Here is a 25,431-nt window from a genome sequence, read left to right on the forward strand (position 1 = left end):
CACGTCCCCGCGGGCCGCTCGCTATTCCTCCGGCTCGGTGGTGAAGAGCAGCGGAAAACCCGCTTCCTTGGCGAGATCCGTCGCCGCCTTGGCCTTGGTTTCTGCGATATCGCGCACACAAACGACGACCACCGAAGTGCCCATCTTATGCGCCGTCATCATCACCCGGTAGCCGGCCTCCTCGCTCATATGGAACACGGCCTTGAGCACGCCGACGACGAACTCGCGCGGCGTGTAATCGTCATTGAGCAACATGACCTTGTAAAGCTTCGGCCGTTCGAGCTTCGGCTTCACCTTCACTTTGACTTTTCTGGCAACTTCGTTGTCACTCATCGGAACCACCCCGTTGATGACAGACTGCAGCAAATCTAAGCGTTGCAGCGGCCTTGGCGCGTCTCGAAAGGACAGGGCGCTGTAGCCGCACTATCCTACGGGCTGAGGTGCCGATCAAGCAAAAGCAGACTGAACGGCGCCGGTGTCGGTCAACGGTACGGCCGATGACCGACGAACATCGCTGCCGCCTCGTCATAGGAGCGGGCGCGCTCCAACGCCGTCTCGGGCGTCTGCTTGCGTGCGAGAAGCGCATGGTAGAAGCAATGCACGAAGAGCGGCGCATCGGACCCTTCAGGCGAACCATCCGGAGCGACATAGAGCGCCGCGCCGCCCTTCTCGACAAAGGCATCGCCAAAGACCTTCCCGCCGGTCTCGCAGCAGGTGCTAAGCACGATCTTGCCATCGAGCCTGGCGTGTTGGGCGACGACCGCGGGCGGCAGGCTGCCTTCGACCAGCATCGAGGTGTCGATTTCCTCGATGTAGTCGCCGAAGGCGAAGCCGTTCTCGTCGCCGTGGCCCGAGATGACCAAATGCTGATGGACGAGCTCGCCGCCGGCCAGAAGGGTCAGGAAATCCCCCGGCGTGCCCGGCAGATGCAGGGTGACGAAGGCACCGAGACTTTCCAACGTGGCGCGGATCAGCAACGCCTCGTGCGTATCGCCGATATCGACGACGGCCACCGGCACACGTGGAAACAGGAATTTCTGGTCGATCAATGCGGGCTCCCCAGATTTCTTGCCGCCGCAACAAGGCCGGCGGAATTCTGAGCGCATATGCGGCCCGAAGAGCACGCCTTCAACGGCCGGAACCCCTTATTTACCGTGAACAGGGCCTGCGCCCTTGACCGGGGAGCGCCCTTCCCGCATAGCCACGCCAACGGAATTTTAAGATACGGACGAGACCCCATGGGCTTCAAATGCGGTATTGTTGGGCTGCCGAACGTCGGCAAGTCCACGCTCTTCAACGCACTCACCAAGACGGCAGCGGCGCAAGCGGCCAACTATCCCTTCTGCACGATCGAGCCGAACACCGGCGAAGTAGCGGTGCCGGACCCGCGCATGCGCAAGCTTGCCGACATCGCCAAGTCGAAGGAAATCATCCCGACGCGCATCTCCTTCGTCGACATCGCCGGCCTGGTGCGCGGCGCGTCGAAGGGCGAAGGCCTCGGCAACCAGTTCCTCGCCAACATCCGCGAAGTCGATGCCGTCGTTCACGTGCTGCGCTGCTTCGAGGATGACGACATCACCCATGTCGAAGGCCGCATCAACCCGGTCGCCGATGCCGAGACGATCGAGACCGAGCTGATGCTCGCCGACCTCGAAAGCCTGGAGCGCCGCACCGAGCAGACCCGCAAGCGCGCGGTCGGCAAGGACAAGGATTCGATGGCCCAGCTTCCGATCATGGAAGCTTCGCTGAAGCTGCTGCAGGACGGCAAGCCGGTCCGCACGCTGCTTTCGACGCTCGACGCCGAAGAACTGCGCATCCTCCAGGGCCTCAATCTCCTGACCGCGCATCCGGTTCTCTACGTCTGCAACGTCGCGGAAAGCGATGCTGTCGACGGCAACGAACACACCCGCGCGGTTGCCGAAATGGCAAAGGCGCAAGGGGCCGAAAGCGTTGTGATCTCGGCGGCGATCGAATCCGAAGTGGCTCAGCTTCCGGAAGACGAATCCAAGGAGTTCCTGAGCGCGCTCGGCCTTGAGGAAGCGGGTCTCGACCGCCTGATCCGCGCCGGCTACAAGCTGCTCGACCTCATCACCTATTTCACCGTCGGCCCCAAGGAAACCCGCGCCTGGACGATCCAGCGCGGCACCAAGGCACCGCAGGCCGCCGGCGTCATCCACACCGACTTCGAACGCGGCTTCATCCGCGCCAATACCATTGCTTACGAAGACTACATCGCGCTCGGCGGCGAAGTGGGCGCCAAGGAAGCCGGCAAGGCCCGCGACGAAGGCAAGGAATACGTCGTCCAGGACGGCGACGTCATCCACTTCCGCTTCAACACGTAAGGCCTGTCGGTCTGATCCCGCACTCAAGGCGCGGGATCAGACCGCATCAGAACCTGATACTACCGCGCGGCATGCAACCGCGCCGTTATCGTTTCCGGCAAAAGGTCGATGACCATGCGGCGCAGCCGCTGCCAGAAGATACCGATGAACAATACGGTCACCCCGACGATCGCCAGGGCGATGAAGACGTAGCTGTCGAGCGACGCATTGGTCTTGCTCAGCACGGTCCAGATCGCGCCGCCCAGCGACAACAGCCCGGATGTGACGAAGGCGCGGCGGTCGATGACGAGCCCGACCAGCATGAACGCGGCGACGATCACAATGGCGGAAGCGGCCTGATTGAAGCTCGCCTGTCCATCCCACCATGTGGCGCCGCCGTTGGCCAGGAACACCAGTCCCATCAGCGAATAGAGCAGAGCCGGCGCGGCCGCTAGGTGCAGCCAGAAGGCGATGTCCGAACGGGTGGTGAGCCGCTGCGGGTCCGAAATGTCGTAGCGCATGGCGATCGCGAACACGGCCATCGCCCCCACGAACAGGGTCAGAGGAAAGAGCAGGACGTGGTCGGGGTTGGCAACGTCGATACCGAAGACCTTCTGGAAGGCGATGAGCACCGCCACCACGCAGAGCATCGCGATCGACAGCACCAGACCGGCCAGTGCCAGCGGAACGCGGTATCGCCAGTAGAACAGCGCCAGCGGGATCGGGAAGGCAGCAACATAGGCCAGGCCGAACGTCAGGGGGTGCCAGGCTTCCCCATGATCGTCCACGAACCACATCGACGTCATCGCGACCCAGTGGACGAGCGCGAGCGTCAGCACCACCGAGGGCAGCGCCAGACGCTGGCGCCGCACGAGAATTTCCGCAAGCACGAGAATGATCGGCAGCGTTGCGAGCGGACCGGTCAAGCCCCACAGGCCGATGAGGACGACCACGACGCCGATCGTGATCAGGATATCGTGGAAACCTCTGATGAATCGGGGCTGCTCGCTGTCTTCCGCCGCCCGCGCATCGAGCGCGGCGTCAGCCCTGTCGGCTGCCGCATCTGATGCCGCCGGACCGAAACGGAAGCCGCGATCGGCAAGATAGACTTCGAGATCCCGCACCTGATGTGCAGAGATGATCCCTTTTTCGGCAGCGCCGGCGAGCGCTCTGTTCAGTTCGGTCACGAATGCTCCTCGATCAAGCGCCAGCGAATGCGGCGACAAGACAGGAGGTTGCATGAACCTCCGGCACGCGCAACCTGGAAATTCACCCCACTCCGCAGCAACAGCGCCGCTCAAAATGGATTCCGCTTCAGGAAATTATACAGTAGGTAGACGGCAGCAAATCAGACGGGACAACGCAAGCATGCTGTATTTCGAAGATTTTTCCGAGGGGCGACGCTTCGACTACAAGCCGGTCGAAATGAAGCCGGCGGAAATGATCGCGTTTGCCAGCGAGTTCGACCAGCAACCGATGCATCTCGACGAGGAAGCCGGAAAACGCAGCATTCTCGGCGGTCTCGCCGCCTCCGGCTGGCACACCAGCGCGATCGGCATGCGCATGATGCTCGATGCCTTCATGGGCAACTCGACGTCCCAGGGCTCGCCCGGCATCGATTTCATGGACTGGAGAAAACCGGTTATCGCCGGCGATGTCCTCAACGGTTTCAGCCTCGTTCTCGAGGCGCGGCGATCGAGGTCGAAGCCCGATCTCGGCATCGTCAAATTCCGCAACGAAATCACCAACCAGGCCGGTGAGCCCGTAGCGGTCTCCGAATGCACCGTTCTCTTTCGCTGCCGCGAGAAGGGCAGATCCTGATGATGACGATGGAAGAATTCTACGCGGCCAAGAGCAAGACCGCCATCGGGACCCTGGCCTTTACGGCCGAGGACATCATCCGCTTTGCCCGTGACTTCGATCCGCAGCCCTTTCATCTCGATGAAGAGGCGGCGCGGCATTCGTTGTTCGGCGGCCTCTGTGCTTCGGGCTGGCACACTTGCGCCGGCTGGATGCAATGCTTCGTCCGCTTCTGGAAAAATGAGCAGCGCCGGCTTGCCGCCGAGGGCCTGCGTGCGCCCAATCTCGGCCCCTCGCCCGGCTTCCGCGATCTCAAGTGGTTGAAGCCGGTCTATGCCGGAGACACGGTCACCTATTTCGTGACCTTCCTCGATAGCCGCTCACTCACCTCGAAGCCTGGCTGGCGGATCAACACCATCCTCTGCGAGGGCGACAACCAGCATGGCGAGCCCGTGATCCGCTTCGAGAGCAAGGTCATCGAGTTCGTGTGAACGGAGCGAGAGTTTCCGGCACACGGGGTCTTTCAGACGCGCCAGTGTCGCTGCAACACCTTGAACTGCCGAAGCTCCTTAAATTCGCCGCTGACCAGGCGCAGGGTGCCCATCTGCAGGCAAGGTTGCGCACCTCGACCGCATCTTAAGCGGCTTGAGGGCGGCGAACCGCTCGGACCGGAGGAGCAGCCATGGAAAGAACCCATGTCCGCGAACTGGCGGATGAATATGTGCGTCTCGGCGGTCACCGTCGTGTCGTCATAGACGATAACGAGACATCTGTCAGAAGCTGGGAAGAAGAGCCGCCGGAAGCCGAAAGCTTCTGGCAGAAGGAAGTGGAAACACTGCCGCTGGCAACACAGCGTGAGGTCCAGCTGATGTTGCGGACGATCAATCGTCTCTAGGCTCGACGAGGGAAAGGGTACGATTTAGGCCCGCACCCGTTCCGGGGCCGATCAATGGCCTTCGAATTCGATCAGCGTGCGGACATTGACGCCGAGCGCCTCGAGCTTCTTGCGTCCACCGAGTTCGGGCAGATCGATGACAAAGCAGGCGGCGACGATATCGGCGCCCATCTGTTTCAGCAGTTTCGTCGCCGCTTCCGCCGTGCCGCCGGTCGCGATCAGGTCGTCGACGAGGATTACCTTCTCGCCCGGCTTGATCGCGTCCTTGTGCATTTCCATTTCGTCGACGCCGTATTCCAGGCTGTAGGCTATGCGCACGGTATCGTGCGGCAGCTTGCCCTTCTTGCGGATCGGCACGAAGCCCGAGGAAAGCTGGTGTGCGATCGCGCCACCAAGAATGAAGCCGCGCGCCTCGATACCGGCGATCTTGTCGATCTTGGTCCCGGCATAGGGATGCACCAGTTCGTCGATCGCGCGGCGAAATGCGCGCGGATTGCCGAGCAGCGTGGTGATATCGCGAAACATCACGCCCGGCTTCGGATAATCAGGAATGTTCCGGATGGCGGAGATCAGTTCCGATTGAACGGTGGTCATGGGCAAAAGGGCCTTTGCGTCTCTTGTTACCGCAAACCCATAACACCATCGGCCCGCTTGTCGATAACGGTTTCTTCTCGCGTCGTCGGCGGGAACAATTGGCCGTCCCGGGGGGTTGATGCTACTCTACTCGTGCGGTCGCCCGACCGGCGCGCCGCGCTCTCGCATCAAACTTACACAGGGAAGGAAGCACCATGCGCCTGTTTGAATGCGGTTCCCTCGTCCCGGGTTGCGAATGGCACACGCGCGCCGACAACGATGCCGAAATCGTGCGCCGCGTCGTCGAGCACATGCGCGAAACGCACGGCGAAACCGTCATCCGCGAAAATATGATCGACAACATCAAGGCCCGGATTACCGACGAATCCAAGGCGGCTTAGCAGTCCTCAAGGCGGCTTGTCGTTCTGCGTGCGAACCAAGTCGTCCGGCCAAGGCGGCGGAAGCCGTTCGATCAATCCGGCTGCACCATCGCCTCAAGCCGGGCGACGAGGTTTTCCCGGTCGAGATTGAAGTTGCGCTCGATCCAGAGATTTTCGAGTTCGCCGAGGATTTCCCCCACGCGCGGGCCGGCCGGCACGCCGGCCTTCAATACGTCGCCGCCGTTCAGCGGGAAGCTTGGCCGCTTCCAAGCCTCGGCGCGCGCCAACAGCCGGCGCAGCGCCGCAGTCTCCGAGAGCAACGCCGGATCACCTTCCGACTTGCGCCGCGCCGTTGCCAGCGCCAGCCGCAACCGCACGACGATCCCTTCCACGCCATGACGATAGAGCAGCCGGTCAAAAGCGGTATCGACGGTCGCGGGGGGGATCGCCGGCGCCTTTGCCCAGCGGTCGAAATAGGCGGCTTCGGCCTTCGACAGGCGCAGACGCTCGGCCATCGCCTCCAGCCGTTGCTCGTCCGGCGGCACGATCGCAGCCAGGCGCAGGAGCGGATCCGGTGCCCAACCGAAGGCCCGCTCGGCGGCTACGATATCCGGGATCGCGTCGATCCCCCACTTTTCCGTTTCCGGCAGAATCTCGGTCAGCACACCGGCCTGGCGCATCCAGAGAAGCGCGCGGCCGGGATCGGCGGCGGAAAGCAGTTTCTTCGTTTCGGCCCAGACCCGTTCGGCCGAAAGGGTCACAAGTTTCGATCGTGCCCTAGCGCAGGCGCGCAGGCCATCGGCATCCGGCCGGCCGCTGCCGTAATGGGCGAAGAAACGGAAGAACCGCAGTATGCGCAGATAGTCCTCGGCGACACGCTCGCTGGCATCGCCGATAAAGCGCAGCGTGCGCGTCTCGATGTCGGCGAGCCCACCGACATCGTCGAACACCTCGCCGCGCTCGTCCGCATAGAGTGCGTTGATGGTGAAATCCCGCCGTTCGGCATCCGCCTTCCAGTCGGTGCCGAAGGCGACTTCCGCGCGGCGGCCGTCAGTTGATACGTCGCGGCGCAGCGTCGTCACCTCATAGGGCGTCCCGTCGATGACAAGCGTCACCGTGCCGTGGTCGATGCCCGTCGGCACCACCTTGATGCCTGCCGCCTTCGCCCGCTCGGAGACTTCTTCCGGACGCCAGGTGGTGGCCATGTCGATATCGCCGGCCGGCAGGCCCATCAGGCTGTTGCGTACGGCACCGCCGACGACCCGGACCTCGCCGCCCTCGACATTCAGGACCTCGAAAACACGGCGCAAAGAGGGTGCTGAAAACCAGCCTTCGCCGGCAACGGAAGTCATGCGTAAAGCCTTTCATAGAGCATGCGGAGAATACCGGCGGTGATACCCCAGATGTTGTGGTCGCCATAGGGCATGCGGTAGAAATGACGTTCCTCGCCCTGCCAGTGCCCACGCCCACGGGCGTGATTGCCGGGGTTCATCAGGAAGGACAGCGGCACCTCGAAGACGCTTTCGACCTCGTCCGGATTGGCGATCAGCTCGAAGCCGGGCTTCACCACCGCCAGTATCGGGGTGATGCGGAAACCGGACATCGCCATGTAATGCGGCAGCCGGCCGATGGTTTCGACGAACCGCGGATCGAGGCCGATTTCCTCCTGCGCTTCGCGCAGCGCCGCCACCTCGACCGACCGGTCCTCTGGATCGACGGCACCGCCGGGAAAGGCGACCTGGCCGGAATGCTTGCGCAGGCTCGCCGTGCGCTGGGTGAGAATGACATGCGCATCGTCGCCATCGTCGACGACGGGCACGAGGACTGCCGCGTCCTTCAGGTGCAGCGTCTCCAGATAGGGCACCATGCCCGGATTGAGCAGAAAGTCGCCATGGTCGCGCCAGGAGGTCTCGATCGGTCCGCCCATCTGGGTCAGGGCGCGTCGACGGAACTCGTCAGCAGAGAAGAGATGCCGGTTCATCGCGACAGCGCTTCCAGCTCGGCTGCCGGCATGATCGGGAAGACGGCGCCGCCCGAGCATACGCAGAACATTTCGATGCCGTCGACGACAACGGTCTCTCCAAGTTCGACGATGTCATACATGACCGGCCGCGACACCAGCGCCTCCAGGCGCCCGCGCACATGCAGGTAAGGCTTAAGCTCGCGGTTCTCGCCGTGGATGACAAAACGCAGCGGATGAGCCGGCCCGGCTTCGACCACATCGCCGACATTGGTGCGGAAGGTCAGGACCTGGCCCTTCTCCCCTTCGGTCACGCTCATCTCGACAGCGACGAAGGGCGCATCGACGATGCGGATGCCGACTTTTTCCACAGGAGTAACGAGATAGGTGCGCCCATCCTCGTCCTTGCGCAAAACGGTGGAAAACAGCCTGACCAAGGGCTGCCGACCGATCGGTGTGCCCAGATAGAACCAGGTTCCGTCGGCGCGGATCTCCATGTCGATGTCGCCGCAGAACGGCGGATTCCAACGGTCCACCGGCGGCAGGCCGCGCGCCTTTTCGCCGGTCTGCCCGGCGGCACGCGCAATCAATGCCGCCAGTCCGGCGGCATCGCCGGTTTGCTGAATTTCGGCTTCTGCCATTGTTCCGTCCCGTTTGACCTCGATTTTGCATCGAGACCTTTGATATCTCACGAGATAGTGCGTCGGCGCCGACTTGTCAGCCGTCCGGCAGGGTCTAAATTGGAATTTGGCGACTGAAATCCCGGTATAGGGCGATTCGGTTTAACAACGGGCGACCGGGGAGTACGACCATGACTGTGATGAAGGGCGCGACCGACGCGATCGACGAGAAGGCGATTGTCGCTGCGGCGGAAAGCGCGCTCGCGGAAATCGCCCGGGTGCGTGCGGAAGTCGGAAAGGTCATCTTCGGCCAGGAAAGCGTAGTCGAGCAGACCCTGCTCGCCGTCCTCTCCGGCGGCCATGCCCTGCTCGTCGGCGTTCCAGGCCTTGCCAAGACGAAGCTCGTCGCCACGCTCGGCACCGTGCTCGGGCTCAATTCGAGCCGCGTGCAGTTCACGCCCGACCTGATGCCCTCCGACATCCTCGGCTCGGAAGTCATGGACCAGGATGCAGCCGGCCATCGCTCGTTCCGCTTCATTCCCGGCCCGATCTTCACGCAATTGCTGATGGCCGACGAAATCAACCGCGCCTCGCCGCGCACGCAATCGGCGCTCTTGCAGGCGATGCAGGAGTATCACATCACCGTGGCCGGAGCGCGCAAGGACCTGCCGCAGCCCTTCCATGTGCTCGCCACTCAGAACCCGCTGGAACAGGAAGGCACCTATCCCCTGCCCGAGGCGCAGCTCGACCGCTTCCTGATGCAGGTCGACGTCGGCTATCCCGATCTCGCCGCCGAACGGCAGATCCTGCTCGAAACCACCGGCGTCGGCGAAGCCACCGCCCATCCCGTCATCGATGCCACCCGTCTTCAGCAGATCCAGGGCCTCATCCGCCAGATGCCGGTTAGCGAAAAGGTGGTCGACGCGATCCTGGCGCTGGTGCGCTCGGCCCGCCCCGGCAATGGCAATGCCGCCACCGACAAGAATGTCGCCTGGGGTCCGGGCCCGCGCGCCGGCCAGGCGCTGATGCTCTGCGCCCGCGCCCGTGCGCTTTATGACGGCCGCCTGGCACCATCGATCGACGACATTCTGGCCCTTGCCGAGCCCGTTCTTCAGCACCGCATGGCGCTCACCTTCGCCGCCCGCGCCGAAGGCATGACCGTGCGCGACGTCATCGCCGACCTGGTGAAACAGGCCAGAGGCTGACGAATGGCCACCGTCGGGCACATAGTCTCGCGTACTCCCGCCAGTGAAGTGCTTTCACGTGCGCAGCAGCGTGCCATGCTCGTTCCCGATTGCCTGGTCGAGGCGCGCCGGATCGCCAACACCGTGATCTCCGGCTGGCACGGCCGGCGCAAGCGCGGCATCGGCGAGAACTTCTGGCAGTTCCGGCCCTATTCGGACGGCGAAAGCATGTCGCGCATCGATTGGCGGCGCTCAGCCCGCGACGACCATACCTATGTGCGCGACCGCGAATGGGAGGCGGCGCATACCATCTGGCTGTGGGCCGATCTTTCGCCGTCGATGATGTACAAATCGAAGCTCGGCGCCGTCTCCAAGGAAAGCCGCGCGCTCGTGCTGATGCTGGCGCTCGCCGAGATCCTCGCCCGCTCCGGCGAACGCATCGGCTGCCCGGGCATCATGGAGCCGATCTCGGCCCGCAACGCCGCCGAACGGCTGGCGACCGCAATCATGCTGAGCCCGCTGGCGGAGGGCCTTCCCGAGACCGGGATGATCCGCAGCGCCAGCGATCTGGTGCTGATCGGCGACTTTCTCGATCCGGCGGAAAAGATCATGGATCGCCTGGGTCCGCTGGCCAAGCGCGGCCTGCGCGGCCATGTGGTCGAGATCGCGGACCCCGCGGAAGAGGTATTCCCCTATACCGGCCGCACCGAGTTCACCGACCCGGAGACCGGCTTGAAGCTGACGGCCGGCCGCGCCGAAGTGCTGCGTGATGACTATCAGCGCGCCTATGTCAGCCGCCGCGACAGCCTGGGCGTGACGCTCCGTCATCTTGGCTGGACCTTCAGCCCGCACAGGACCGACCGGCCCGCCTCCGAAGCGCTCGTCGCCGTGCACACCTATCTCTCCGGCATGCCGGGACGCGCGACGCACGGGGGCCAGCTATGAGCAGCCTGCCCTTCCTCTTCACCAACCCCGCCATCCTGGCCGCCCTGGTTGCCCTGCCGGTGATCTGGTGGCTGCTGCGCATGACGCCGCCAAGGCCCGCTGCCGAAGTCTTCCCGCCGCTGCGCATCCTGGCGTCCGTGATGAAGCGCGAGGAAACCCCGGCGCAAAGCCCCTGGTGGCTGACGCTGCTGCGCATGCTGCTGGCCGCCGCTGTGATCCTGGCGATCGCCGATCCGGTGTTCAATCCGCGGCAGAACACGCTTTCGTCCGCCGGCCCGCTCGCGCTCGTCATCGACAACAGTTGGGCGACCGTCTCCGACTGGGATCGGCGGGTCGAGGCTGCCAATGCGCTCATCGACGATGCGGAAGCCAAGGATCTGCCGGTCTCGATCGTCTTTACGACCGACCGCCAGCACGATGCGACGCCGGCCTCGGCCACCACCGCACGAGACCGTCTCGCGGCGGCACAGCCGCAACCTCTTCCGGCCGTGCGCGATCGCGCGCTTGCCGCCATGAAAGCCGCCCTCTCGGGCTCGCCGCCCGGAACGCTCGCCTTCCTCAGCGACGGGATCGAGGCCGGCGACGGCCAGACGATGCGTCAGGTCGCGGAGATCGGTGCTGCCAATGTCCGCCGGATCGAAGGCAATGCGGAAAGCGCCATCGCACTGACGTCTGCAACCAATGAAAACGAGGGCATGCGGGTCACCGCATCGCGGCTGCCGATCGGCGAGCCGCGCGCCTACTACGTCTTTGCCCGCGACGCGCGCGGCACCGCGATTGCCGAAGGTGAACTTCGCTTCGGCGCCGGCGCCACGACGGCAAATGCTCTCCTGAAAGCACCCTTCGAGCTGCGCAACGACTTCGCGCGTCTGACGATCGAGGGGCAGGCAACGGCCGGTGGCATCCACCTCCTCGACGACGGCAACCGCCGCCGCCGCGTGGCGCTTCTCAGCGGCGAGGTTCACCAGTCGCAGCCGCTGCTATCGCCGCTCTATTACATCAAGCGGGCGCTCGAACCGCATGCCGACCTGATCGAACCCAGAGAGGAAGCGATCAGCAAGGCGATAGCCGAGCTTCTCGCGCAAAATCCGTCGATCCTGGTGATGGCCGACGTCGGCCGGCTGCCGGATGAAAGCTATCCTGTGGTGACGCGCTGGCTGGAAAATGGCGGCATGCTCGTTCGCTTCGCCGGCCCACGGCTAGCGGGCGCCCCTGCCGACGACCCGCTCGTCCCGGTCGTGCTGAGGCAGGGCGAACGGTCCCTCGACGGCGCACTCTCCTGGTCGGAGCCGCAGCCGCTCGCTGACTATCCGTCGTCCAGCCCCTTTGCCGGCCTCGAGCATCCGCGCGACGTCCTCGTCAAGCGCCAGGTTCTGGCGCAGCCGACACCGGACCTCGCGGAACGGACCTGGGCAAATCTCGCCGATGGCACGCCTTTGGTCACGACGGCCGAACGCGGGCGTGGCCGCATCGTGCTCTTCCATGTGAGCGCCGATCCGAGCTGGTCGAACCTGCCGATCTCGGGCTCCTTCGTCGACATGCTGCGCCGGTCCATTCAGCTTTCGCGCGCGGGCGGCGTTGCCGGCGACCAGACGAGCAAGGCGCAGACTCTGCCGCCCTATCGACTGCTGAACGCCCGAGGCGAACTGACCACGGAAACAGGCAGCGCCCGTCCGCTCGAGATCGCCCCCGGAGTTCCGCCGACCGTGTCGGCTGACACGCCGCCCGGCCTCTACGGCTCGGAGGAGGGTTTCGTTGCCAACAATCTGCTCCCGGACGGCGGCAGTCTTGCTCCGATCAGAGGCAGTCTCGTCAGCGAGCGCGCGGAAGGACTGGAAGGTGTGCGCCCATTCTCGATCCGCCCCTACCTCTTCGGGCTCGCGCTGATGCTTTTCCTGATCGACACGCTGATCGTGCTCTATATGGCAGGCGGCCTCACCGGGTTGCGCGGTCGTGGAAGCCGTGGCGCCGCCGCGGCCACCGTTCTGGCCACCCTCGGCCTTGCGACGCTTGGCTTCGCGGCGCTCGCCCCCACGGTTGCTCACGCGCAGGACAGCCAGCCGAGCGACGAGCAGACACTGCAGCGGCTCGACACGACCCACCTCGCCTATGTCATCACCGGCGAGGCCGAGGTCGACCGTCTGTCCGAGCAGGGCCTTCTTGGCCTCAGCAATTACCTGACCTATCGCACGGCCCTGGAACCGGGAGCGCCCGTCGGCGTCGATCTGGAACAGGACGAACTGGCGTTCTATCCGATCATCTATTGGCCGGTTTCGGCCACGGCGCCGATGCCGAGCAGCCGGGTGATGAGCCGGATCGACGCCTATATGCGCAACGGCGGGACCGTGCTCTTCGATACGCGCGACCAGTTCTCGTCGCTGACGCCTTCGGCCGCCGGCGACAGCCCCAATGTGCAGCGCCTGCAGGAAATGCTAAATGGCCTCGACATTCCGCCGCTGGAACCTGTGCCCTCCGACCACGTGCTGACGAAGGCCTTCTACCTGCTTACGAATTTTCCCGGCCGCTATTCCGAGAGCCAGTTGTGGGTGGAAGCCGCTCCCAATGGCGCCGAGGAACAGAGCAACCGGCCGGTGCGTGGCGGCGATGGCGTGACGCCGATCATGATCACCGGCAACGACTTCGCCGGCGCCTGGGCTGTGGATGCCAACGGCGCGCCGCTTCTGCCGACGGTACCGCCAGACGAAATGCAACGCGAATATGCCTATCGCGCGGGCGTCAACATCATGATGTATATGCTGACCGGCAACTACAAGTCCGATCAGGTGCATGTGCCGGACCTCCTCCAGAGGCTTGGGCAGTGAGGGCTGATCGATGACTTATGGATTTGCTCCGCTGCTTCCGCTGATGTTCTTCGTGCCGCTGCTGGTCGTCGCGGCCCTGTTCATCGGCTTCGGCCTGTGGCGAAAGATACGTGGCGCCTGGCTGCGCGCCCTCGCCTTGGCGGCACTTGCCCTGGCGATCGCCAATCCCTCCATCTTCGTCGAACTGCGTGACCCGCTCTCGACGATTGTTGCGATTGTCGTCGACCGCAGCCAGAGCCAGCAGAATGGCGACCGCACCGCGCAGACCGATCGTGCGGTCGAGGGCTTGAAGGCGCGACTGGCGGCGATACCGCTGATCGAGCCCCGCATCGTCGAGGCCAAGTCGGATCCGGCGAGCGTGTCGCCGGCGACCAATCTCTTCTCCACCCTTGCCACATCGCTCTCCGACGTCCCGCCCGCACGCATCGGCGGCGCCATTTTCGTGACCGATGGCCAGATCCATGACGTGCCGGATGTCAGCCGCAAGCTCGGCTTCGACGCCCCGGTCCATGGCCTGATCACCGGCAAGCCTGATGAGTTCGACCGGCGCGTCGAGCTCATCAACCCGCCGCGCTTCGGCATCGTCGGCGAAGAGCAGAAGCTCTCCTTCCGGGTTGTCGACGATGGTGCCGCCCCCGGCGGGACCGCGGAAGTCAGCATCCGCCTCAACGGCAACGAGATCGCCCGGGAACGGGCCGAGCCGGGCACCGACGTTCCCTTCAGCTTCAAGGTTCCGCGCGGCGGCAACAACGTGCTCGAATTTGCGGTGGATGCCGTTCCAGGCGAAGTGACCACGACCAACAACCGCGCGGTCCACGTGCTCGACGGTATTCGCGAAAATCTGCGCGTTCTGCTCGTCTCCGGCGAACCGCATGCCGGTGAACGTGCCTGGCGCAACCTCTTGAAATCCGACGCGGCGGTCGATCTGGTGCACTTCACCATTCTGCGTCCGCAGGAAAAGCAGGACGGCACCCCGATCAACGAGCTGTCGCTGATCGCCTTCCCGACCCGCGAACTGTTCGTCGACAAGATCAATGAGTTCGACCTGATCATCCTCGATCGCTACCAGCATCGCGGCCTCTTGCCGATCCTCTACTACGACAACATCGCGCAATATGTGGAGAATGGCGGCGCGCTGCTGATTGCAGCCGGGCCGGAACATGCCGGCGACGACTCGATCGCCGCAACGCCGCTTTCGGCCGTGCTTCCGGCCGCGCCCACGGGCGTGATGAACGAGAAGGCGTTCTTCCCCCGCCTGTCGGAGGAAGGCAAGAAGCACCCGGTCACCCGCGGTCTCGAAGGCTCCGACAGCGAGCCGCCGCACTGGGGCCGCTGGTTCCGCACGGTCGATGTCGACAGGCCGCAGGGCAACACGGTGATGGAAGCCGCCGACGGCAAGCCGCTGCTGGTACTCAACCGCGTGGGCAAGGGCCGCGTCGCGATGCTCCTCTCAGACCAGGGCTGGCTCTGGGCGCGCGGCTTCGAAGGCGGCGGTCCGCATGTCTCGCTCTACCGCCGCACCGCCCACTGGCTGATGCAGGAACCCTCGCTTGAGGAAGAAGCGCTGACCGCGCGCGCCAGAGGCCGGACGCTTGAAATTACCCGCCAGACGATCGACGGCGACCCCGGCCCCGTTTCCCTCGTTTCGCCCTCGGGCCAGAAGCAGGACGTGAAGCTGACCGAGCGCCAGCCGGGTCTCTACTCGGCCGAACTCGCCACGACCGAGACCGGACTGTTCGAGATGACCAACGGCGAACTCACGGCGCTCGCCCATGTCGGCGATCCCAATGCGCCGGAGTTCAAGGCAGCGATCTCGACTGAGGACAAGCTGCGCCCCTGGGCGCAGAAGACCAAGGGCCTGGTGCGGCGTCTCGCCAGCGCCGACGGCCCGCTCGATCTGCCGACGGTGCTGCCGGTCAGAGGCTCGATACGCTCGGCCGACGATCAGCGCCTCTCCATCCGCATGACCGACGAGACCGTGTTGAAGGGCATCAACTCGCTGCCGCTGTTTACCGGGCTTCTCGGGCTTGCCGCCCTGCTCTTCCTGATCTCGGCCACCTGGTATCGCGAGGGACGATGACCGATCAGACCATTGTCGTCAGCGACCTCCGCGACGCACCACATTTCTTTGACTCCGTCGCCGACCGCGTCTGGCGTGCCTGGTGGGAACCGCACGGCTTCCCGCTGGACCACATCACCGGCCTGCTCCGGGCGAGCCTTGCCGAAGACGAGGAGCAACTCTGCCTCGTCGCGCATGCCGGAGATCGCTTCGTCGGCACGGCCTCGGTCATTGCTTCGGATCTCGAAGAGCGGCCGGACCTCACCCCTTGGGTGGCAGCCGTCTGGGTCGATCCACCCTTCCGCAGAGCAGGCGTCGGCGGTGACATCGTGTTGAAGGCCGCCCATGCCGCTCTCGATACCGGCGCAGATACCGTCCATCTCTGCGCCCTCCCCGGCAAGCGTGCCTTCTATGAGCGTCTCGGCTGGCGGCTCGACGAAAGCGACGTGGGCGAAGACCGGCTCGACGTCTTCAGCATGGGCCGCGGCTCGCATCGCCGCGCATCTATCTAGGGATTTCGATGTTTACGGTAACGGACGCGCCTCCGCCCGAGGCGTTGGAAGCGATCGGCAACGGCCTCACCGCCTTCAACGCCGCCGATGTCGGCCCGTCGGAGCGGCGACCACTCGCCGTTCTCGTCGGCGGCTTCGAGGCACAAGGGAAACGCGGCGGGCTGAACGGCTACACCGGTTGGGGCTGGCTCTTCGTGCAATGGCTGTGGCTGCCGGAGGATCTCCGTGGACAGGGCCTTGCCGGCAAACTGCTGCAGGCGGCAGAAGACGAAGCTCGACGCCGCGGTTGCCACAGTGCCTGGATCGACACTTTCAACCCGCAGGCCCGGCGCGCCTACGAACGCCAGGGCTACGCGGCCTTCGGCGAATTGCCGGACTTCCCCATCGGCCGCACCCGGGTCTTCCTGAAGAAATCCCTCGCCACAGGCTAATGTCAGACGGCGAGCGGCAGCTCGAGCGGCGCGGCAAGCGCCAGAGCGTCGTCCCGCCAGCCGATGATGCCGGCAAGGCCCGCGTGTACGCCCTCGGCCATCGGCACGACGAGCACCCGCGCGGGATCGACCGGCCCCGGAAACTCGAGCGCTCCGTAACGCACCTTTTCGAAACCGAGCGGCTGATAATAGGGCGGGTCGCCGACGAGGATCACCGCTTCCGAACCGTTCCGCCGCGCCGCCTCGACGGCGATGCGTACCAGTTCCCGGCCGATGCCCATGTTCTTGTGCGACGGCCGCACGGCGAGCGGCCCGAGCAGATGGCCCTTAATCGAGCCGGCCATTACAGGCGTCATGCGAACCGACGCGATCGTCTCGCCGTTGTCGGCGCAGATGAAAGAGAGAGACCGGTCATGCGGCCCCTGCTCCCGAATACGCGCGGCCGCCCGCGCAAACCGGCCGGGGCCAAAGGCTTCTTCATTGATGATTTCGATGGCGGCGTCATGGGACGCGTCTTCGGTCAGGTAGACGAGATCGTGCTTTTTCATGGGATCGAGAAACCAGGCATGCGGACAGACATAGGGATGGCTTCGCCCGATGAGGGCGTTGGCAGCATCAGCGTCGTCGCAGGTTTCCCGAGAGCATCATCTGTGTGGATTCTTCCAGACACGAAAAAAGTTGTGAGATCGCCGATAGCAGAAAAATGCCCTCTGTCAAAGCCTAAAACGCACTGTTCTGAATTCGCCATCTATCGGACGCCGCCGGAAGCGCTATCTATTGACGCAACGATCACGAAGGAGTTTTCCAATGGGTAGATTGGTGGACGGCGTCTGGCAGGACGTCTGGTACGACACCGTGGCAACGAACGGCCACTTCAAGCGCAGCGCTTCGCAGTTCCGCAACTGGGTGACCGCGGACGGTTCGGCCGGCCCGAGCGGCGACGCCGGCTTCAAGGCAGAGGCCGGTCGCTATCACCTCTATGTCTCGCTCGCCTGTCCCTGGGCACACCGCACGCTGATCTTCCGCAAGCTGAAGAAGCTCGAGGAGCTGATCCCCGTTTCGGTCGTCGATCCGCTGATGCTCGCCCAGGGCTGGGAATTCAAGGACGGCGGCATCGGCACAGGAGACCACCTCTTCGGCTCGAAGGCGCTGTGGCAGCTCTACACCCGCGCCGACGCCAACTATTCCGGCCGCGTGACCGTGCCCGTCCTCTGGGACAAGAAGCAGAATACCATCGTCTCGAATGAATCCTCCGAAATCATCCGGATGTTCAATTCCGCCTTCGATGGCCTCACCGGCTCGACGCTCGATTTCTATCCGGAAGAGCTGCGCGGCGAGATCGATGCCTTGAACACCGACGTCTACAACGACGTCAACAACGGCGTCTACAAGGCCGGCTTTGCCACCACGCAAGGCGCCTACGAGGAAAGCGTTGCCGCCCTCTTCGCTCGTCTCGACAAGCTGGAGGAACGCCTCGCCTCGCACCGCTACCTGACCGGCAGCCGCCTCACCGAGGCTGACTGGCGACTGTTCACGACGCTGGTGCGCTTCGATCCTGTCTATGTCGGTCACTTCAAGTGCAATATCCGCCGCATCGCCGACTATCCGAACCTGCAGGGTTACCTCAGGGAGCTCTACCAGGTGCCTGGCGTGGCCGAGACGGTCGACATGCGCCACATCAAGGAGCACTACTACCGCAGCCACACGACCATCAACCCGACGGGTGTCGTACCGGTGGGTCCAGTGCTAGACCTCACCGCCCCGCATGGGCGTGAGGCTCTGTAGATCGACAATGAAACGGAAAGTCGGTCGTGCCTACCAGTAGCGATCGATAGCAATGCTGCCGGCGAGCTCCGCAAGCCGGCGGCGGGTCGCCGGCGTGGTATCCTCCGGCAGCGCATCGAGCGCGAAGAAGCCACTTTCGGCAATTTCGAGATCGGGCGTCTTCGGCGCGCTCTGCCTGACACCGTCGCAGCGGTAGAAGACGACATGGTCGCGGCGGCTGGTGCGCCGGTTGTAGTAGACCTGGATGAGCACCGGTGGCACCGTCGTCTCCAGATTTCCCTCTTCGCGCAATTCGCGCAGCAAACCGTCGAGCGAGGCTTCGTCGCGGTCGAGGCCCCCGCCTGGCAGATGCCAGCCCGGCAGATAGGAATGGCGCACAAGGAAGACCCGGCCCTCGTCGTCGAAACAGGCAGCCCGCACGCCCATCGTCATGCCGCGCGCCATTGCATAGTAGGCGTGCGCGAGCCGCATCAGGAGCCGCAGATACCAGCGCCGCATCTCCGGTGGCCGATCCTGTTCCAGACGCCTTGCCCTTCCTTTTCCCGGCCGCACGCGATTCATCGGGCGACCTGATTCCCCTCGGCCGGAATATGCGCTAGACGGAGGCGATGTTCAAATTTGCCCATATCTCCGATGTCCACCTCGGCCCTCTGCCCGAGCTATCCCTGAGGGAACTTGCGTCCAAGCGCATCACCGGCTTCGTCAACTGGCACCGCAATCGCAGCCGGCACCTCTTCACCGGCACGCTCGACACCCTTCTTGCGGATATCGAGAAGAAGGACCCTGACCATCTGGCGATGACAGGTGATCTCGTGAACCTCGCGTCGTCGCTCGAGATCAAGGCCGTCACCGAATGGCTGGAGGACGCGGGCAAGCCGGAGAACATTTCCATCGTTCCGGGCAACCATGACGCCTATGTGCCGGGTGCCTACGAAAAGACGACCCGCGCCTGGTATCCCTATATGCGCGGCGACGATGCGCCCGCCCATTGGCATGAGCGGCACCATTGCTTTCCCTATATGCGGGTGCGCGGACCAGTCGCCCTGATCGGCTGCTCGACCGCCGTTGCGACGCCGCCATTTGCCGCCAGCGGATATTTCGGCCAGAGGCAGGCGCGCGCAACCGTCAACATGCTCAGGGCCGCCGGCGAAGCGGGTCTCTTTCGCATCGTCATGATCCATCACCCTCCGATCCGCGGCGCAGCCCCGATGCATAAGCGCATGATCGGCATCCGCCGCTTTGCCGCGACGATCTCGTCAGGCGGCGCGGAGCTCGTCATCCACGGCCACACCCATCTCAACACCGTCTACTGGCTGAAGGGCCCGCAGGCTCCGGTCCCGGTCGTCGGCATCGCCTCCGCCTCGCAGGGCCCGGGTGGTCACAAGCCGCCGGCCGCCTACAACCTCTTCACCGTGGTGGGTGAGCCTGGAAACTGGCACCTGACGCGCGAGCGCTATGCGCTGAACGGCGACGGCGCCACCGTGACGCTCGCCGAAACGACGCGTTTCTGAGGCGACTGGGCGGACCTGCTTCGCAGAATATTCATCGCCCGGCGAATAATTTCCCGCATTCATGCGTCATACCCCGGTCGCGCTGCATGCTGGTGGCGCGCACCGTCTTCTGGCATGCTTCGTGGGTGGATCAGCCGATGGCGGTCTCCTTTCGAAGCGTCGACGACACGCGATCAGTTTGAAACCACGCGCGAGCCTTCGCGGGCATGCGCGAGAAACGGGAGATGGCATGATGTATCGGAAAAACCTGCTTTGTGCCCTGTTTGTGGCCGGCGCAACCAGCTTCATGGCGCAGGCCGTGATGGCCGCCGGCGAAGATACCAGCGAACCGCCCAAGAAGACCAAGACGACCAGCGAGTGCACTGGTGGCAAGGTCTGGGACGCGAAGAAGAATGCTTGCGTCAACGCCAAGAAGAGCGACCTCAGCGACGATATCCTGTTCCAGGCCGCCCGCGAGCTCGCCTATGACGGCCAGTATGAAAATTCCATCAAGGTGCTCGGCGCTGTCAAGGATCAGAAGAGCGCCCGCGTGCTCAACTATCTCGGCTATTCCAACCGCAAGGCCGGCCGCATGGAACTTGGCATGCAATACTACAAGCGCGCGCTGCAGGCCGACGAGAACTACATCCTCGCCCGCTCCTATATGGGCCAGGCCCTTATCGAACAGGGACGCGTCGAGGAAGCCCGCGTGCAGCTCGTCGAGATCCGCGATCGCGGCGGCGAAAACACCTGGGCCTACCGCGCGCTGCTGCAATCACTCGGCGGCGTGCGCCAGTACTGACCGGGCGATAATATGGACGGGCGGCGCCGTGCGCCGCCTCGATCCGAGGTGCCACGGACACGCACCGGGACGCTAGGTCTTCTTCGGCCCGCTTGCCGTCGGCCCGCTCTTCTTGGGCTCGCTTCCCTTCGTCCCGCCTACCGTGGCACCGCTTCCCGCAGTGTCATCAGCAATCGACTTTGCATCGTTCTTCTTCTCCGACCACTCCGGCGGCAAGCCGAGCGCGCCGCCGGCGATGCCACCGAGGCCGGATCCCTTGCCGAACACCGCGCAATCGGGATCGGTGGGCTTGCCGGTCACCGCATAGGCGACGCTGTTCTTGACGTTCTTCATCGACGGCAGCTCGAAATCGGACTTCATCGGGTCGCTCGATTTTTCCAGAAGCGCGCTGAAATCGTCGGAGAAGTCGCCGGCGAGTTCGAATGCATCGGCGGCAGTCGATGCGCGCGAACCATTGGTGAGGATGTTGGCGCCCCGCGCCCATGTCATCCCGGCAATCTGCTTGCCCCTCGTGTCGAAGGCCTCGGCCTCGACTGCAAGGCTTCCAAGACCGATCGGAATCCGCGGAACCGGAACGGGAGCGACCGCAGAGGTGACGGTCGACACACCCGCGACAACGGCATTTGTCGATTTGACCTTGCTGATCACGGAGCGAACGGCCATATCGGCCGGCTTCGATATGGGCACGACATCGAATTGTGCACTCAAGGCTTCGCAGAGCGAACGGTCGATCGCGGTGGCCACCAGCTTCTGCTGCGGATCGCCAAGCTTGTCGAGATCCGCAGTGGCCGCAAAGGTCGTCGGGATCACATGCACTGTCTTCACGTTCTTGGTCGCGGCGGCATCCACCCGATACTTGGTCTTGGTCACCATCCCGTCGCTGGCAACGAAATCCTTGTAGGACGATAGCGATCCGGTTTCGATGACCTGAGCGCTCTGGCATGCGGCGAGCCCCGCAAGCAGAGGAACGACCGCGCCAATGCGTATGGCCACGGCCCCTCGCCGAAACTGGCCCCGGCCCCATCGATCGCCCGTAATCCGAGCGACATTCATTCTCTTGCTACGATGCTGTCCGTTCATTGGTGTGTCCCCGACATCGACCTGCAGTTGTGCGATGAGGTCCGGCCAGATTCGGGCCGAACTTTGACGCGATCTCGGGGCAGCGCTGCAGTTTACGGTAACGAAGCGCGTGGTTAACGGGCGCCGGCAAGCAAAAGCTTTTTGGGAAAAGACGCCATGAAGCAGCAGAATTTGCTTTCCGTTCCGGCGCTTCCCTTGCAGACTAAGGGGCAAATGTTTCATATCATCCGCCTCGTGCCCCACACCGCGAATAAACGCACGATCCGGCACGTTTCATTTGGAAGAGCAATGCGTCCAGCGGCAGAAACGAAGGACTTCAGACGCGACTTGGTCGGCCTCCTGCCCAAATTGCGTCGGTTCGCGATGACGTTGACGCGCAATGCCAATGATGCCGACGATCTGGTTCAGGAAGCCTGCGAGCGCGCGATCACGCGCAGCCACCTCTGGAACGGAGAAGGCCGGCTGGAAAGCTGGGTCTATGCGATGACGCGCAACCTCTGGGTCGACGAGATCCGCAAGCGCAAGGTCCGCGCCGGTAGCGGTACGGTCGACGCACTCGGCCAGGAGGAGCTCAGCATCGAGCCTTCGGCCGAAAAAGCCGTCTACGCCAATCAGTTGCAGAAGATGATCCTGTCTATGCCCGAAGGCCTGGCGAGCGTGTTCCTGCTGGTCAACGTCGAAGGCCATAGCTACCGCGAGACGGCCGACATCCTCGGTATTCCGATCGGCACTGTGATGAGCAGGCTATCGACTGCGCGCCTCAGGCTTGCCGCCATGGTCTCCGAGAATTCCGAAAGGAGGGCCTGACCGTTGCAACAGACAAAGGGGCACGCACTCGAAGTTCGTCTATCCGCCTATATCGACGGCGAGATCGGCGAAGCCGAACGACATGAACTCGAAGCGCTTCTCGCCCGCGACGACGACGCCAAGGCCTTGTTCGAAAAGCTGAAGGCCGGCAGCAGCTTCGGCGATACCGCCTTCGAGGATTTTCTGCATGATCCCGTGCCGTTGGCCCTGGTTCGGCAGATCAAGCAAGGTCCCGGCGCCAGTCCCAAGACCGAGCGCGTGACGGCGACAGCCGCCAGCGTCAGAAACGTACGCATCTGGCCGCGCGTGCTTGCGGCATCGGTGGCGCTCATGCTGCTCGGCGGTTCGGCCGGCTTCCTCATCGGCGCGGCCAACAACGCAGGCCAACAGGCCGAGTTGGCGGCCGCCCGTGGCTGGCTTGACGATATCGCCGACTACCACCGCGTCTACTCGCGACAGAAGGACCATCTCGTCGAGGTCCCCGCCTCCGAAGCACCCAAGATCGAGACCTGGCTTTCAGCCAGCGTTGGCGTTCCCTTCAAGATCCCGCAGCTTGGCGGCAAGGGCCTGACCTTCGAAGGCGCCCGCCTGCTGGTGGCCGACGGCAAGCCCGTGGCGCAGCTGGTCTACCGCAGTGCAGATGGGGAGATCTTCGCGATCTGTTTCCTCAAGAATACGACTGGCCCGCAGCCGGTCGATTTCGACGAGAGCATCCGCGACGATCTCGGCATGGTTTCCTGGCAGAGAGGCGGCGCCGCCTTCGTGCTCGTCGGCCCTTCCGCCCATGTCGGGATGCAGGATATCGCCGAGGCCGCCGCCGCGGCGATCTGACGGCGCTAGTCGAATTTCAGACATGAAAAAGGCCGCACCGGATTGCCGGTGCGGCCTAATTACTTGCTCGCCGATGCTCCGATCAGTCGCGCTTCATGTCCAGGACGCGGTTTGCCGCCGAAACGATCGCTTCGAGCGAGGCAGCAACGATGTTGGTGTTGATGCCGGCGCCGAAGAGCTTTCCGTCCGGATGCTCCATCTCGACATAGGCGATGGCCGCCGCGTTGGAACCGTGCTGCAGCGAGTGCTCGGAATAGTCAGCGACCGAAAGATCGATGCCCAGATAGATCGACAGTGCGTTGATGAAGCCGTCGATCGGGCCTGTGCCCTTGCCTTCGATCCGCTTCACCTCGCCGTTGTCGGTGATCTCGGCAGCGACCACGCGCACGCCCTTGTGCTCGCCCACCGGATAGGTGTGGTGGTCGACAAACTTGATGCGCGCGCCGGGCTGCTCGACATAACGCTCGATGAAGCGCTCGTAGATGCGCTTCGAAGGCAGTTCCTTGCCTTCCTCGTCGGTGATGCGCTGGATGTCTTCACGGAACTCTACCTGGAGGTTGCGCGGCAGGTTGATGCCGTAGTCCTCCTGCAGGATGTAGGCGATGCCGCCCTTGCCCGACTGCGAGTTGATGCGGATGATCGCCTCGTAGGAGCGGCCGACATCGCGCGGGTCGATCGGCAGGTAGGGCACTTCCCACAGCGGCTTGTTGGCGGTCTTGATCGCCTTCATGCCCTTGTTGATCGCATCCTGGTGCGAGCCGGAGAAGGCCGTGTAGACCAGTTCGCCGACGTAAGGATGGCGCTCCGGAATGACCATCTGGTTGGAATATTCGTAGACTTCCTTGATCCGCTCGATATCCGAGCAGTCGAGTTGCGGGTCGACGCCTTGCGTGAACATGTTCAGCGCCAGCGTGACGACGTCGACGTTACCGGTGCGCTCGCCGTTGCCGAACAGCGTGCCTTCGACGCGATCGGCGCCCGCCATCAGGCCCAATTCGGTGGCGGCAATACCGGTGCCGCGGTCGTTGTGCGGATGCAACGAGATGATCAGGCTCTCGCGATTGTCGAGGTTGCGGCACATCCATTCGATCTGGTCGGCATAGATGTTCGGTGTCGCCATCTCGACGGTCGACGGCAGGTTCAGGATCAGCTTGTTGTCCGGCGTCGGCTTGACGATCTCGGTGACCGCGTTGCAGATCTCCAGCGCCACTTCGAGCTCGGTGCCTGTGAAGCTTTCCGGCGAATATTCGAAACGGTAGCCGCCGCCGGCCTTCGCCGCCATGTCGGTGATCATCTTGGCGGCGTCGGTCGCGATCTGCTTGATGCCGGCAACATCCTTGGCAAACACCACGCGGCGCTGAAGCTCACTCGTCGAATTGTAGAAGTGCACGATCGGCTTGTGGGCGCCCTGCAGCGCCTCGAAGGTCCGGGTGATCAGCTCGGGCCGGCATTGCACCAGCACCTGCAGCGACACGTCCTTGGCGACATTGCCCTCCTCGATGCACCAGCGGGCAAAGTCGAAGTCCGTCTGCGAGGCCGAGGGGAAGCCGATCTCGATTTCCTTGAAGCCCATGTCCAGCAGCAACTGGAACATGCGTGCCTTGCGGTCATGGCCCATCGGGTCGACGAGCGACTGGTTGCCGTCGCGCAGGTCAACCGAGCACCAGATTGGCGCCTTGGTGATCGTCTTCGACGGCCAGGCACGGTCGGTCAGCGCGATCTGCGGGTAAGGCTGATACTTCACCGCCGCTTCCGGCATGCCGTTCTTGATGGAATGGGATTTCTGGATCATTGCAGCTTCTCTTCATCACTGAGCGCTCTGGCCGCCTTGCCATACCCGATCGAGGATCGGATTGCGATGGCTAATGCCGCGGCGAGCGCGCCTTTATCCTAAAACTCTTATGGATTCGAGGAGCATCTGCCGGCGTGGCTTTTCGGCCGCCGGGCGCTCCTCAGCGAACCCGGCAACCGCGAGTAAGGCCGAGAAGAAGAAGCGAGGCGAAGGCGCGCAACGGCGCACGATTGTCATCGTGTGCGGCAGGGATCGTAGCGATCCGATATGCGTCGGCCTTGGTCATGGTCAAAGCCTATACACGGCTTGCCGGACCGGAGCAAGCCGCGCAATGCGCGTAGC

Annotated in this window: 27 protein-coding genes; 16 read left to right on the plus strand and 11 right to left on the minus strand. The window is 63.8% G+C overall.

Annotated features, from left to right (window positions below; translation table 11 throughout):
- Window positions 1-21 precede the first annotated feature (21 nt).
- Entirely contained in the window at window positions 22-333 is a 312-nt protein-coding gene (clpS, locus tag LAC81_RS12980) for an ATP-dependent Clp protease adapter ClpS (RefSeq protein ID WP_057253114.1), read from the minus strand.
- Window positions 334-482: 149 nt separating this feature from the next.
- Window positions 483-1,049, minus strand: a complete 567-nt coding sequence (locus LAC81_RS12985; RefSeq protein ID WP_223725122.1) for a hypothetical protein — start codon at window positions 1,047-1,049, stop codon at window positions 483-485.
- Between the two features lie 189 nt (window positions 1,050-1,238).
- Here LAC81_RS12985 and ychF point away from each other — a divergent pair, with 189 nt between their 5' ends.
- Window positions 1,239-2,342 (plus strand): redox-regulated ATPase YchF, encoded by a 1,104-nt coding sequence (ychF, locus tag LAC81_RS12990; protein WP_104667533.1) that lies wholly within the window; start codon window positions 1,239-1,241, stop codon window positions 2,340-2,342.
- 59 nt (window positions 2,343-2,401) lie between these two features.
- Here the strand turns inward: ychF and LAC81_RS12995 are convergent, their stop codons facing one another.
- Entirely contained in the window at window positions 2,402-3,508 is a 1,107-nt protein-coding gene (locus LAC81_RS12995; protein ID WP_223725123.1) for a hypothetical protein, read from the minus strand.
- A 181-nt stretch (window positions 3,509-3,689) separates the two neighbouring features.
- Between LAC81_RS12995 and LAC81_RS13000 the strand changes: the two genes are divergently transcribed.
- The 3 genes from LAC81_RS13000 (at window position 3,690) to LAC81_RS13010 (ending at window position 5,016) form a co-directional block, all read left to right on the plus strand.
- Window positions 3,690-4,142: a MaoC family dehydratase gene (locus LAC81_RS13000; RefSeq protein WP_223725124.1), complete on the plus strand. Its 453-nt coding sequence runs from the start codon at window positions 3,690-3,692 to the stop codon at window positions 4,140-4,142.
- Window positions 4,142-4,612: a MaoC family dehydratase gene (locus LAC81_RS13005; protein ID WP_113535482.1), complete on the plus strand. Its 471-nt coding sequence runs from the start codon at window positions 4,142-4,144 to the stop codon at window positions 4,610-4,612. The genes LAC81_RS13000 and LAC81_RS13005 overlap by 1 nt, the downstream gene beginning before the upstream one ends.
- A 191-nt stretch (window positions 4,613-4,803) precedes the next feature.
- On the plus strand, window positions 4,804-5,016 hold the full coding sequence (locus LAC81_RS13010; protein ID WP_113535483.1) for a hypothetical protein: 213 nt from the start codon (window positions 4,804-4,806) through the stop codon (window positions 5,014-5,016).
- 51 nt (window positions 5,017-5,067) lie between these two features.
- Here LAC81_RS13010 and LAC81_RS13015 read toward each other — a convergent pair whose 3' ends face one another.
- Window positions 5,068-5,610 (minus strand): adenine phosphoribosyltransferase, encoded by a 543-nt coding sequence (locus LAC81_RS13015; protein ID WP_223725125.1) that lies wholly within the window; start codon window positions 5,608-5,610, stop codon window positions 5,068-5,070.
- A 194-nt stretch (window positions 5,611-5,804) separates the two neighbouring features.
- Here LAC81_RS13015 and LAC81_RS13020 point away from each other — a divergent pair, with 194 nt between their 5' ends.
- A complete protein-coding gene (locus tag LAC81_RS13020; RefSeq protein ID WP_223725126.1) occupies window positions 5,805-5,990 on the plus strand; it encodes a DUF1059 domain-containing protein in 186 nt (61 codons plus the stop codon).
- 71 nt (window positions 5,991-6,061) lie between these two features.
- Here the strand turns inward: LAC81_RS13020 and LAC81_RS13025 are convergent, their stop codons facing one another.
- From LAC81_RS13025 to LAC81_RS13035, 3 genes are read right to left on the minus strand one after another with little or no spacing between them, the layout of a single operon-like run.
- Window positions 6,062-7,321 carry a CCA tRNA nucleotidyltransferase gene (locus LAC81_RS13025; protein WP_223725127.1) on the minus strand — a complete coding sequence of 420 codons (1,260 nt, stop codon included), beginning with the start codon at window positions 7,319-7,321 and terminating at the stop codon, window positions 6,062-6,064.
- Window positions 7,318-7,950, minus strand: coding sequence for a CoA pyrophosphatase (locus LAC81_RS13030; protein ID WP_223725128.1), 633 nt, complete (start codon window positions 7,948-7,950; stop codon window positions 7,318-7,320). Before LAC81_RS13030 ends, LAC81_RS13025 begins: the two co-directional genes overlap by 4 nt.
- Window positions 7,947-8,570, minus strand: coding sequence for a DUF1285 domain-containing protein (locus LAC81_RS13035; RefSeq protein WP_223725129.1), 624 nt, complete (start codon window positions 8,568-8,570; stop codon window positions 7,947-7,949). Before LAC81_RS13035 ends, LAC81_RS13030 begins: the two co-directional genes overlap by 4 nt.
- A gap of 170 nt (window positions 8,571-8,740) precedes the next feature.
- Here LAC81_RS13035 and LAC81_RS13040 point away from each other — a divergent pair, with 170 nt between their 5' ends.
- The 6 genes from LAC81_RS13040 to LAC81_RS13065 are packed head-to-tail and all read left to right on the plus strand — an operon-like array spanning window position 8,741 to window position 16,502.
- The gene (locus LAC81_RS13040; protein ID WP_223725130.1) at window positions 8,741-9,754 is read left to right on the plus strand and encodes an AAA family ATPase; all 1,014 of its coding nucleotides are present in this window, start codon (window positions 8,741-8,743) and stop codon (window positions 9,752-9,754) included.
- A gap of 3 nt (window positions 9,755-9,757) precedes the next feature.
- Window positions 9,758-10,678, plus strand: a complete 921-nt coding sequence (locus LAC81_RS13045; RefSeq protein WP_223725131.1) for a DUF58 domain-containing protein — start codon at window positions 9,758-9,760, stop codon at window positions 10,676-10,678.
- Entirely contained in the window at window positions 10,675-13,500 is a 2,826-nt protein-coding gene (locus tag LAC81_RS13050) for a DUF4159 domain-containing protein (RefSeq protein ID WP_223725132.1), read from the plus strand. Before LAC81_RS13045 ends, LAC81_RS13050 begins: the two co-directional genes overlap by 4 nt.
- Window positions 13,501-13,510: 10 nt before the next feature.
- A complete protein-coding gene (locus LAC81_RS13055; protein WP_223725133.1) occupies window positions 13,511-15,580 on the plus strand; it encodes a hypothetical protein in 2,070 nt (689 codons plus the stop codon).
- The gene (locus LAC81_RS13060) at window positions 15,577-16,071 is read left to right on the plus strand and encodes a GNAT family N-acetyltransferase (protein ID WP_223725134.1); all 495 of its coding nucleotides are present in this window, start codon (window positions 15,577-15,579) and stop codon (window positions 16,069-16,071) included. Before LAC81_RS13055 ends, LAC81_RS13060 begins: the two co-directional genes overlap by 4 nt.
- Window positions 16,072-16,079: 8 nt before the next feature.
- Window positions 16,080-16,502 (plus strand): GNAT family N-acetyltransferase, encoded by a 423-nt coding sequence (locus tag LAC81_RS13065; protein ID WP_419195773.1) that lies wholly within the window; start codon window positions 16,080-16,082, stop codon window positions 16,500-16,502.
- Between the two features lie 2 nt (window positions 16,503-16,504).
- Here LAC81_RS13065 and LAC81_RS13070 read toward each other — a convergent pair whose 3' ends face one another.
- The gene (locus tag LAC81_RS13070) at window positions 16,505-17,050 is read right to left on the minus strand and encodes a GNAT family N-acetyltransferase (RefSeq protein WP_223725135.1); all 546 of its coding nucleotides are present in this window, start codon (window positions 17,048-17,050) and stop codon (window positions 16,505-16,507) included.
- Window positions 17,051-17,309: 259 nt separating this feature from the next.
- Between LAC81_RS13070 and LAC81_RS13075 the strand changes: the two genes are divergently transcribed.
- Window positions 17,310-18,287, plus strand: a complete 978-nt coding sequence (locus LAC81_RS13075; protein WP_223725136.1) for a glutathione S-transferase family protein — start codon at window positions 17,310-17,312, stop codon at window positions 18,285-18,287.
- A 30-nt stretch (window positions 18,288-18,317) separates the two neighbouring features.
- On the opposite strand, the gene LAC81_RS13080 is transcribed toward LAC81_RS13075, so the two are convergent.
- Window positions 18,318-18,785, minus strand: a complete 468-nt coding sequence (locus LAC81_RS13080) for an NUDIX domain-containing protein (protein ID WP_223725137.1) — start codon at window positions 18,783-18,785, stop codon at window positions 18,318-18,320.
- A gap of 110 nt (window positions 18,786-18,895) precedes the next feature.
- On the opposite strand from LAC81_RS13080, the gene LAC81_RS13085 reads away from it, so the two are divergent.
- The gene (locus tag LAC81_RS13085) at window positions 18,896-19,798 is read left to right on the plus strand and encodes a metallophosphoesterase family protein (protein WP_223725138.1); all 903 of its coding nucleotides are present in this window, start codon (window positions 18,896-18,898) and stop codon (window positions 19,796-19,798) included.
- A 229-nt stretch (window positions 19,799-20,027) separates the two neighbouring features.
- Window positions 20,028-20,579, plus strand: coding sequence for a tetratricopeptide repeat protein (locus LAC81_RS13090; RefSeq protein WP_223725139.1), 552 nt, complete (start codon window positions 20,028-20,030; stop codon window positions 20,577-20,579).
- A 72-nt stretch (window positions 20,580-20,651) separates the two neighbouring features.
- Here LAC81_RS13090 and LAC81_RS13095 read toward each other — a convergent pair whose 3' ends face one another.
- The gene (locus tag LAC81_RS13095; RefSeq protein WP_223725140.1) at window positions 20,652-21,572 is read right to left on the minus strand and encodes a DUF3313 domain-containing protein; all 921 of its coding nucleotides are present in this window, start codon (window positions 21,570-21,572) and stop codon (window positions 20,652-20,654) included.
- Window positions 21,573-21,947: 375 nt separating this feature from the next.
- Between LAC81_RS13095 and LAC81_RS13100 the strand changes: the two genes are divergently transcribed.
- A complete protein-coding gene (locus LAC81_RS13100) occupies window positions 21,948-22,466 on the plus strand; it encodes an RNA polymerase sigma factor (RefSeq protein WP_223725141.1) in 519 nt (172 codons plus the stop codon).
- Between the two features lie 3 nt (window positions 22,467-22,469).
- Entirely contained in the window at window positions 22,470-23,297 is an 828-nt protein-coding gene (locus tag LAC81_RS13105; protein ID WP_223725142.1) for an anti-sigma factor family protein, read from the plus strand.
- A gap of 82 nt (window positions 23,298-23,379) precedes the next feature.
- Here LAC81_RS13105 and leuA read toward each other — a convergent pair whose 3' ends face one another.
- A complete protein-coding gene (gene leuA, locus LAC81_RS13110) occupies window positions 23,380-25,089 on the minus strand; it encodes a 2-isopropylmalate synthase (RefSeq protein WP_223725143.1) in 1,710 nt (569 codons plus the stop codon).
- Window positions 25,090-25,431: the final 342 nt, after the last annotated feature.

Origin of the sequence: Ensifer adhaerens (assembly GCF_020035535.1) — a bacterium.
Classification (GTDB): Bacteria; Pseudomonadota; Alphaproteobacteria; order Rhizobiales; family Rhizobiaceae; genus Ensifer.

Excerpts from the sequence above, each read along its gene's own strand:
- clpS (WP_057253114.1), bottom strand. The coding sequence starts at position 333 with ATGAGTGACAACGAAGTTGCCAGAAAAGTCAAAGTGAAGGTGAAGCCG.
- ychF (WP_104667533.1), top strand. The coding sequence starts at position 1,239 with ATGGGCTTCAAATGCGGTATTGTTGGGCTGCCGAACGTCGGCAAGTCC.
- LAC81_RS13000 (WP_223725124.1), top strand. The coding sequence starts at position 3,690 with ATGCTGTATTTCGAAGATTTTTCCGAGGGGCGACGCTTCGACTACAAG.
- LAC81_RS13005 (WP_113535482.1), top strand. The coding sequence starts at position 4,142 with ATGATGACGATGGAAGAATTCTACGCGGCCAAGAGCAAGACCGCCATC.
- LAC81_RS13010 (WP_113535483.1), top strand. The coding sequence starts at position 4,804 with ATGGAAAGAACCCATGTCCGCGAACTGGCGGATGAATATGTGCGTCTC.
- LAC81_RS13015 (WP_223725125.1), bottom strand. The coding sequence starts at position 5,610 with ATGACCACCGTTCAATCGGAACTGATCTCCGCCATCCGGAACATTCCT.
- LAC81_RS13020 (WP_223725126.1), top strand. The coding sequence starts at position 5,805 with ATGCGCCTGTTTGAATGCGGTTCCCTCGTCCCGGGTTGCGAATGGCAC.
- LAC81_RS13025 (WP_223725127.1), bottom strand. The coding sequence starts at position 7,321 with ATGACTTCCGTTGCCGGCGAAGGCTGGTTTTCAGCACCCTCTTTGCGC.
- LAC81_RS13030 (WP_223725128.1), bottom strand. The coding sequence starts at position 7,950 with ATGAACCGGCATCTCTTCTCTGCTGACGAGTTCCGTCGACGCGCCCTG.
- LAC81_RS13035 (WP_223725129.1), bottom strand. The coding sequence starts at position 8,570 with ATGGCAGAAGCCGAAATTCAGCAAACCGGCGATGCCGCCGGACTGGCG.
- LAC81_RS13040 (WP_223725130.1), top strand. The coding sequence starts at position 8,741 with ATGACTGTGATGAAGGGCGCGACCGACGCGATCGACGAGAAGGCGATT.
- LAC81_RS13045 (WP_223725131.1), top strand. The coding sequence starts at position 9,758 with ATGGCCACCGTCGGGCACATAGTCTCGCGTACTCCCGCCAGTGAAGTG.
- LAC81_RS13050 (WP_223725132.1), top strand. The coding sequence starts at position 10,675 with ATGAGCAGCCTGCCCTTCCTCTTCACCAACCCCGCCATCCTGGCCGCC.
- LAC81_RS13055 (WP_223725133.1), top strand. The coding sequence starts at position 13,511 with ATGACTTATGGATTTGCTCCGCTGCTTCCGCTGATGTTCTTCGTGCCG.
- LAC81_RS13060 (WP_223725134.1), top strand. The coding sequence starts at position 15,577 with ATGACCGATCAGACCATTGTCGTCAGCGACCTCCGCGACGCACCACAT.
- LAC81_RS13065 (WP_419195773.1), top strand. The coding sequence starts at position 16,080 with ATGTTTACGGTAACGGACGCGCCTCCGCCCGAGGCGTTGGAAGCGATC.
- LAC81_RS13070 (WP_223725135.1), bottom strand. The coding sequence starts at position 17,050 with ATGAAAAAGCACGATCTCGTCTACCTGACCGAAGACGCGTCCCATGAC.
- LAC81_RS13075 (WP_223725136.1), top strand. The coding sequence starts at position 17,310 with ATGGGTAGATTGGTGGACGGCGTCTGGCAGGACGTCTGGTACGACACC.
- LAC81_RS13080 (WP_223725137.1), bottom strand. The coding sequence starts at position 18,785 with ATGCGGCGCTGGTATCTGCGGCTCCTGATGCGGCTCGCGCACGCCTAC.
- LAC81_RS13085 (WP_223725138.1), top strand. The coding sequence starts at position 18,896 with ATGTTCAAATTTGCCCATATCTCCGATGTCCACCTCGGCCCTCTGCCC.
- LAC81_RS13090 (WP_223725139.1), top strand. The coding sequence starts at position 20,028 with ATGATGTATCGGAAAAACCTGCTTTGTGCCCTGTTTGTGGCCGGCGCA.
- LAC81_RS13100 (WP_223725141.1), top strand. The coding sequence starts at position 21,948 with ATGCGTCCAGCGGCAGAAACGAAGGACTTCAGACGCGACTTGGTCGGC.
- leuA (WP_223725143.1), bottom strand. The coding sequence starts at position 25,089 with ATGATCCAGAAATCCCATTCCATCAAGAACGGCATGCCGGAAGCGGCG.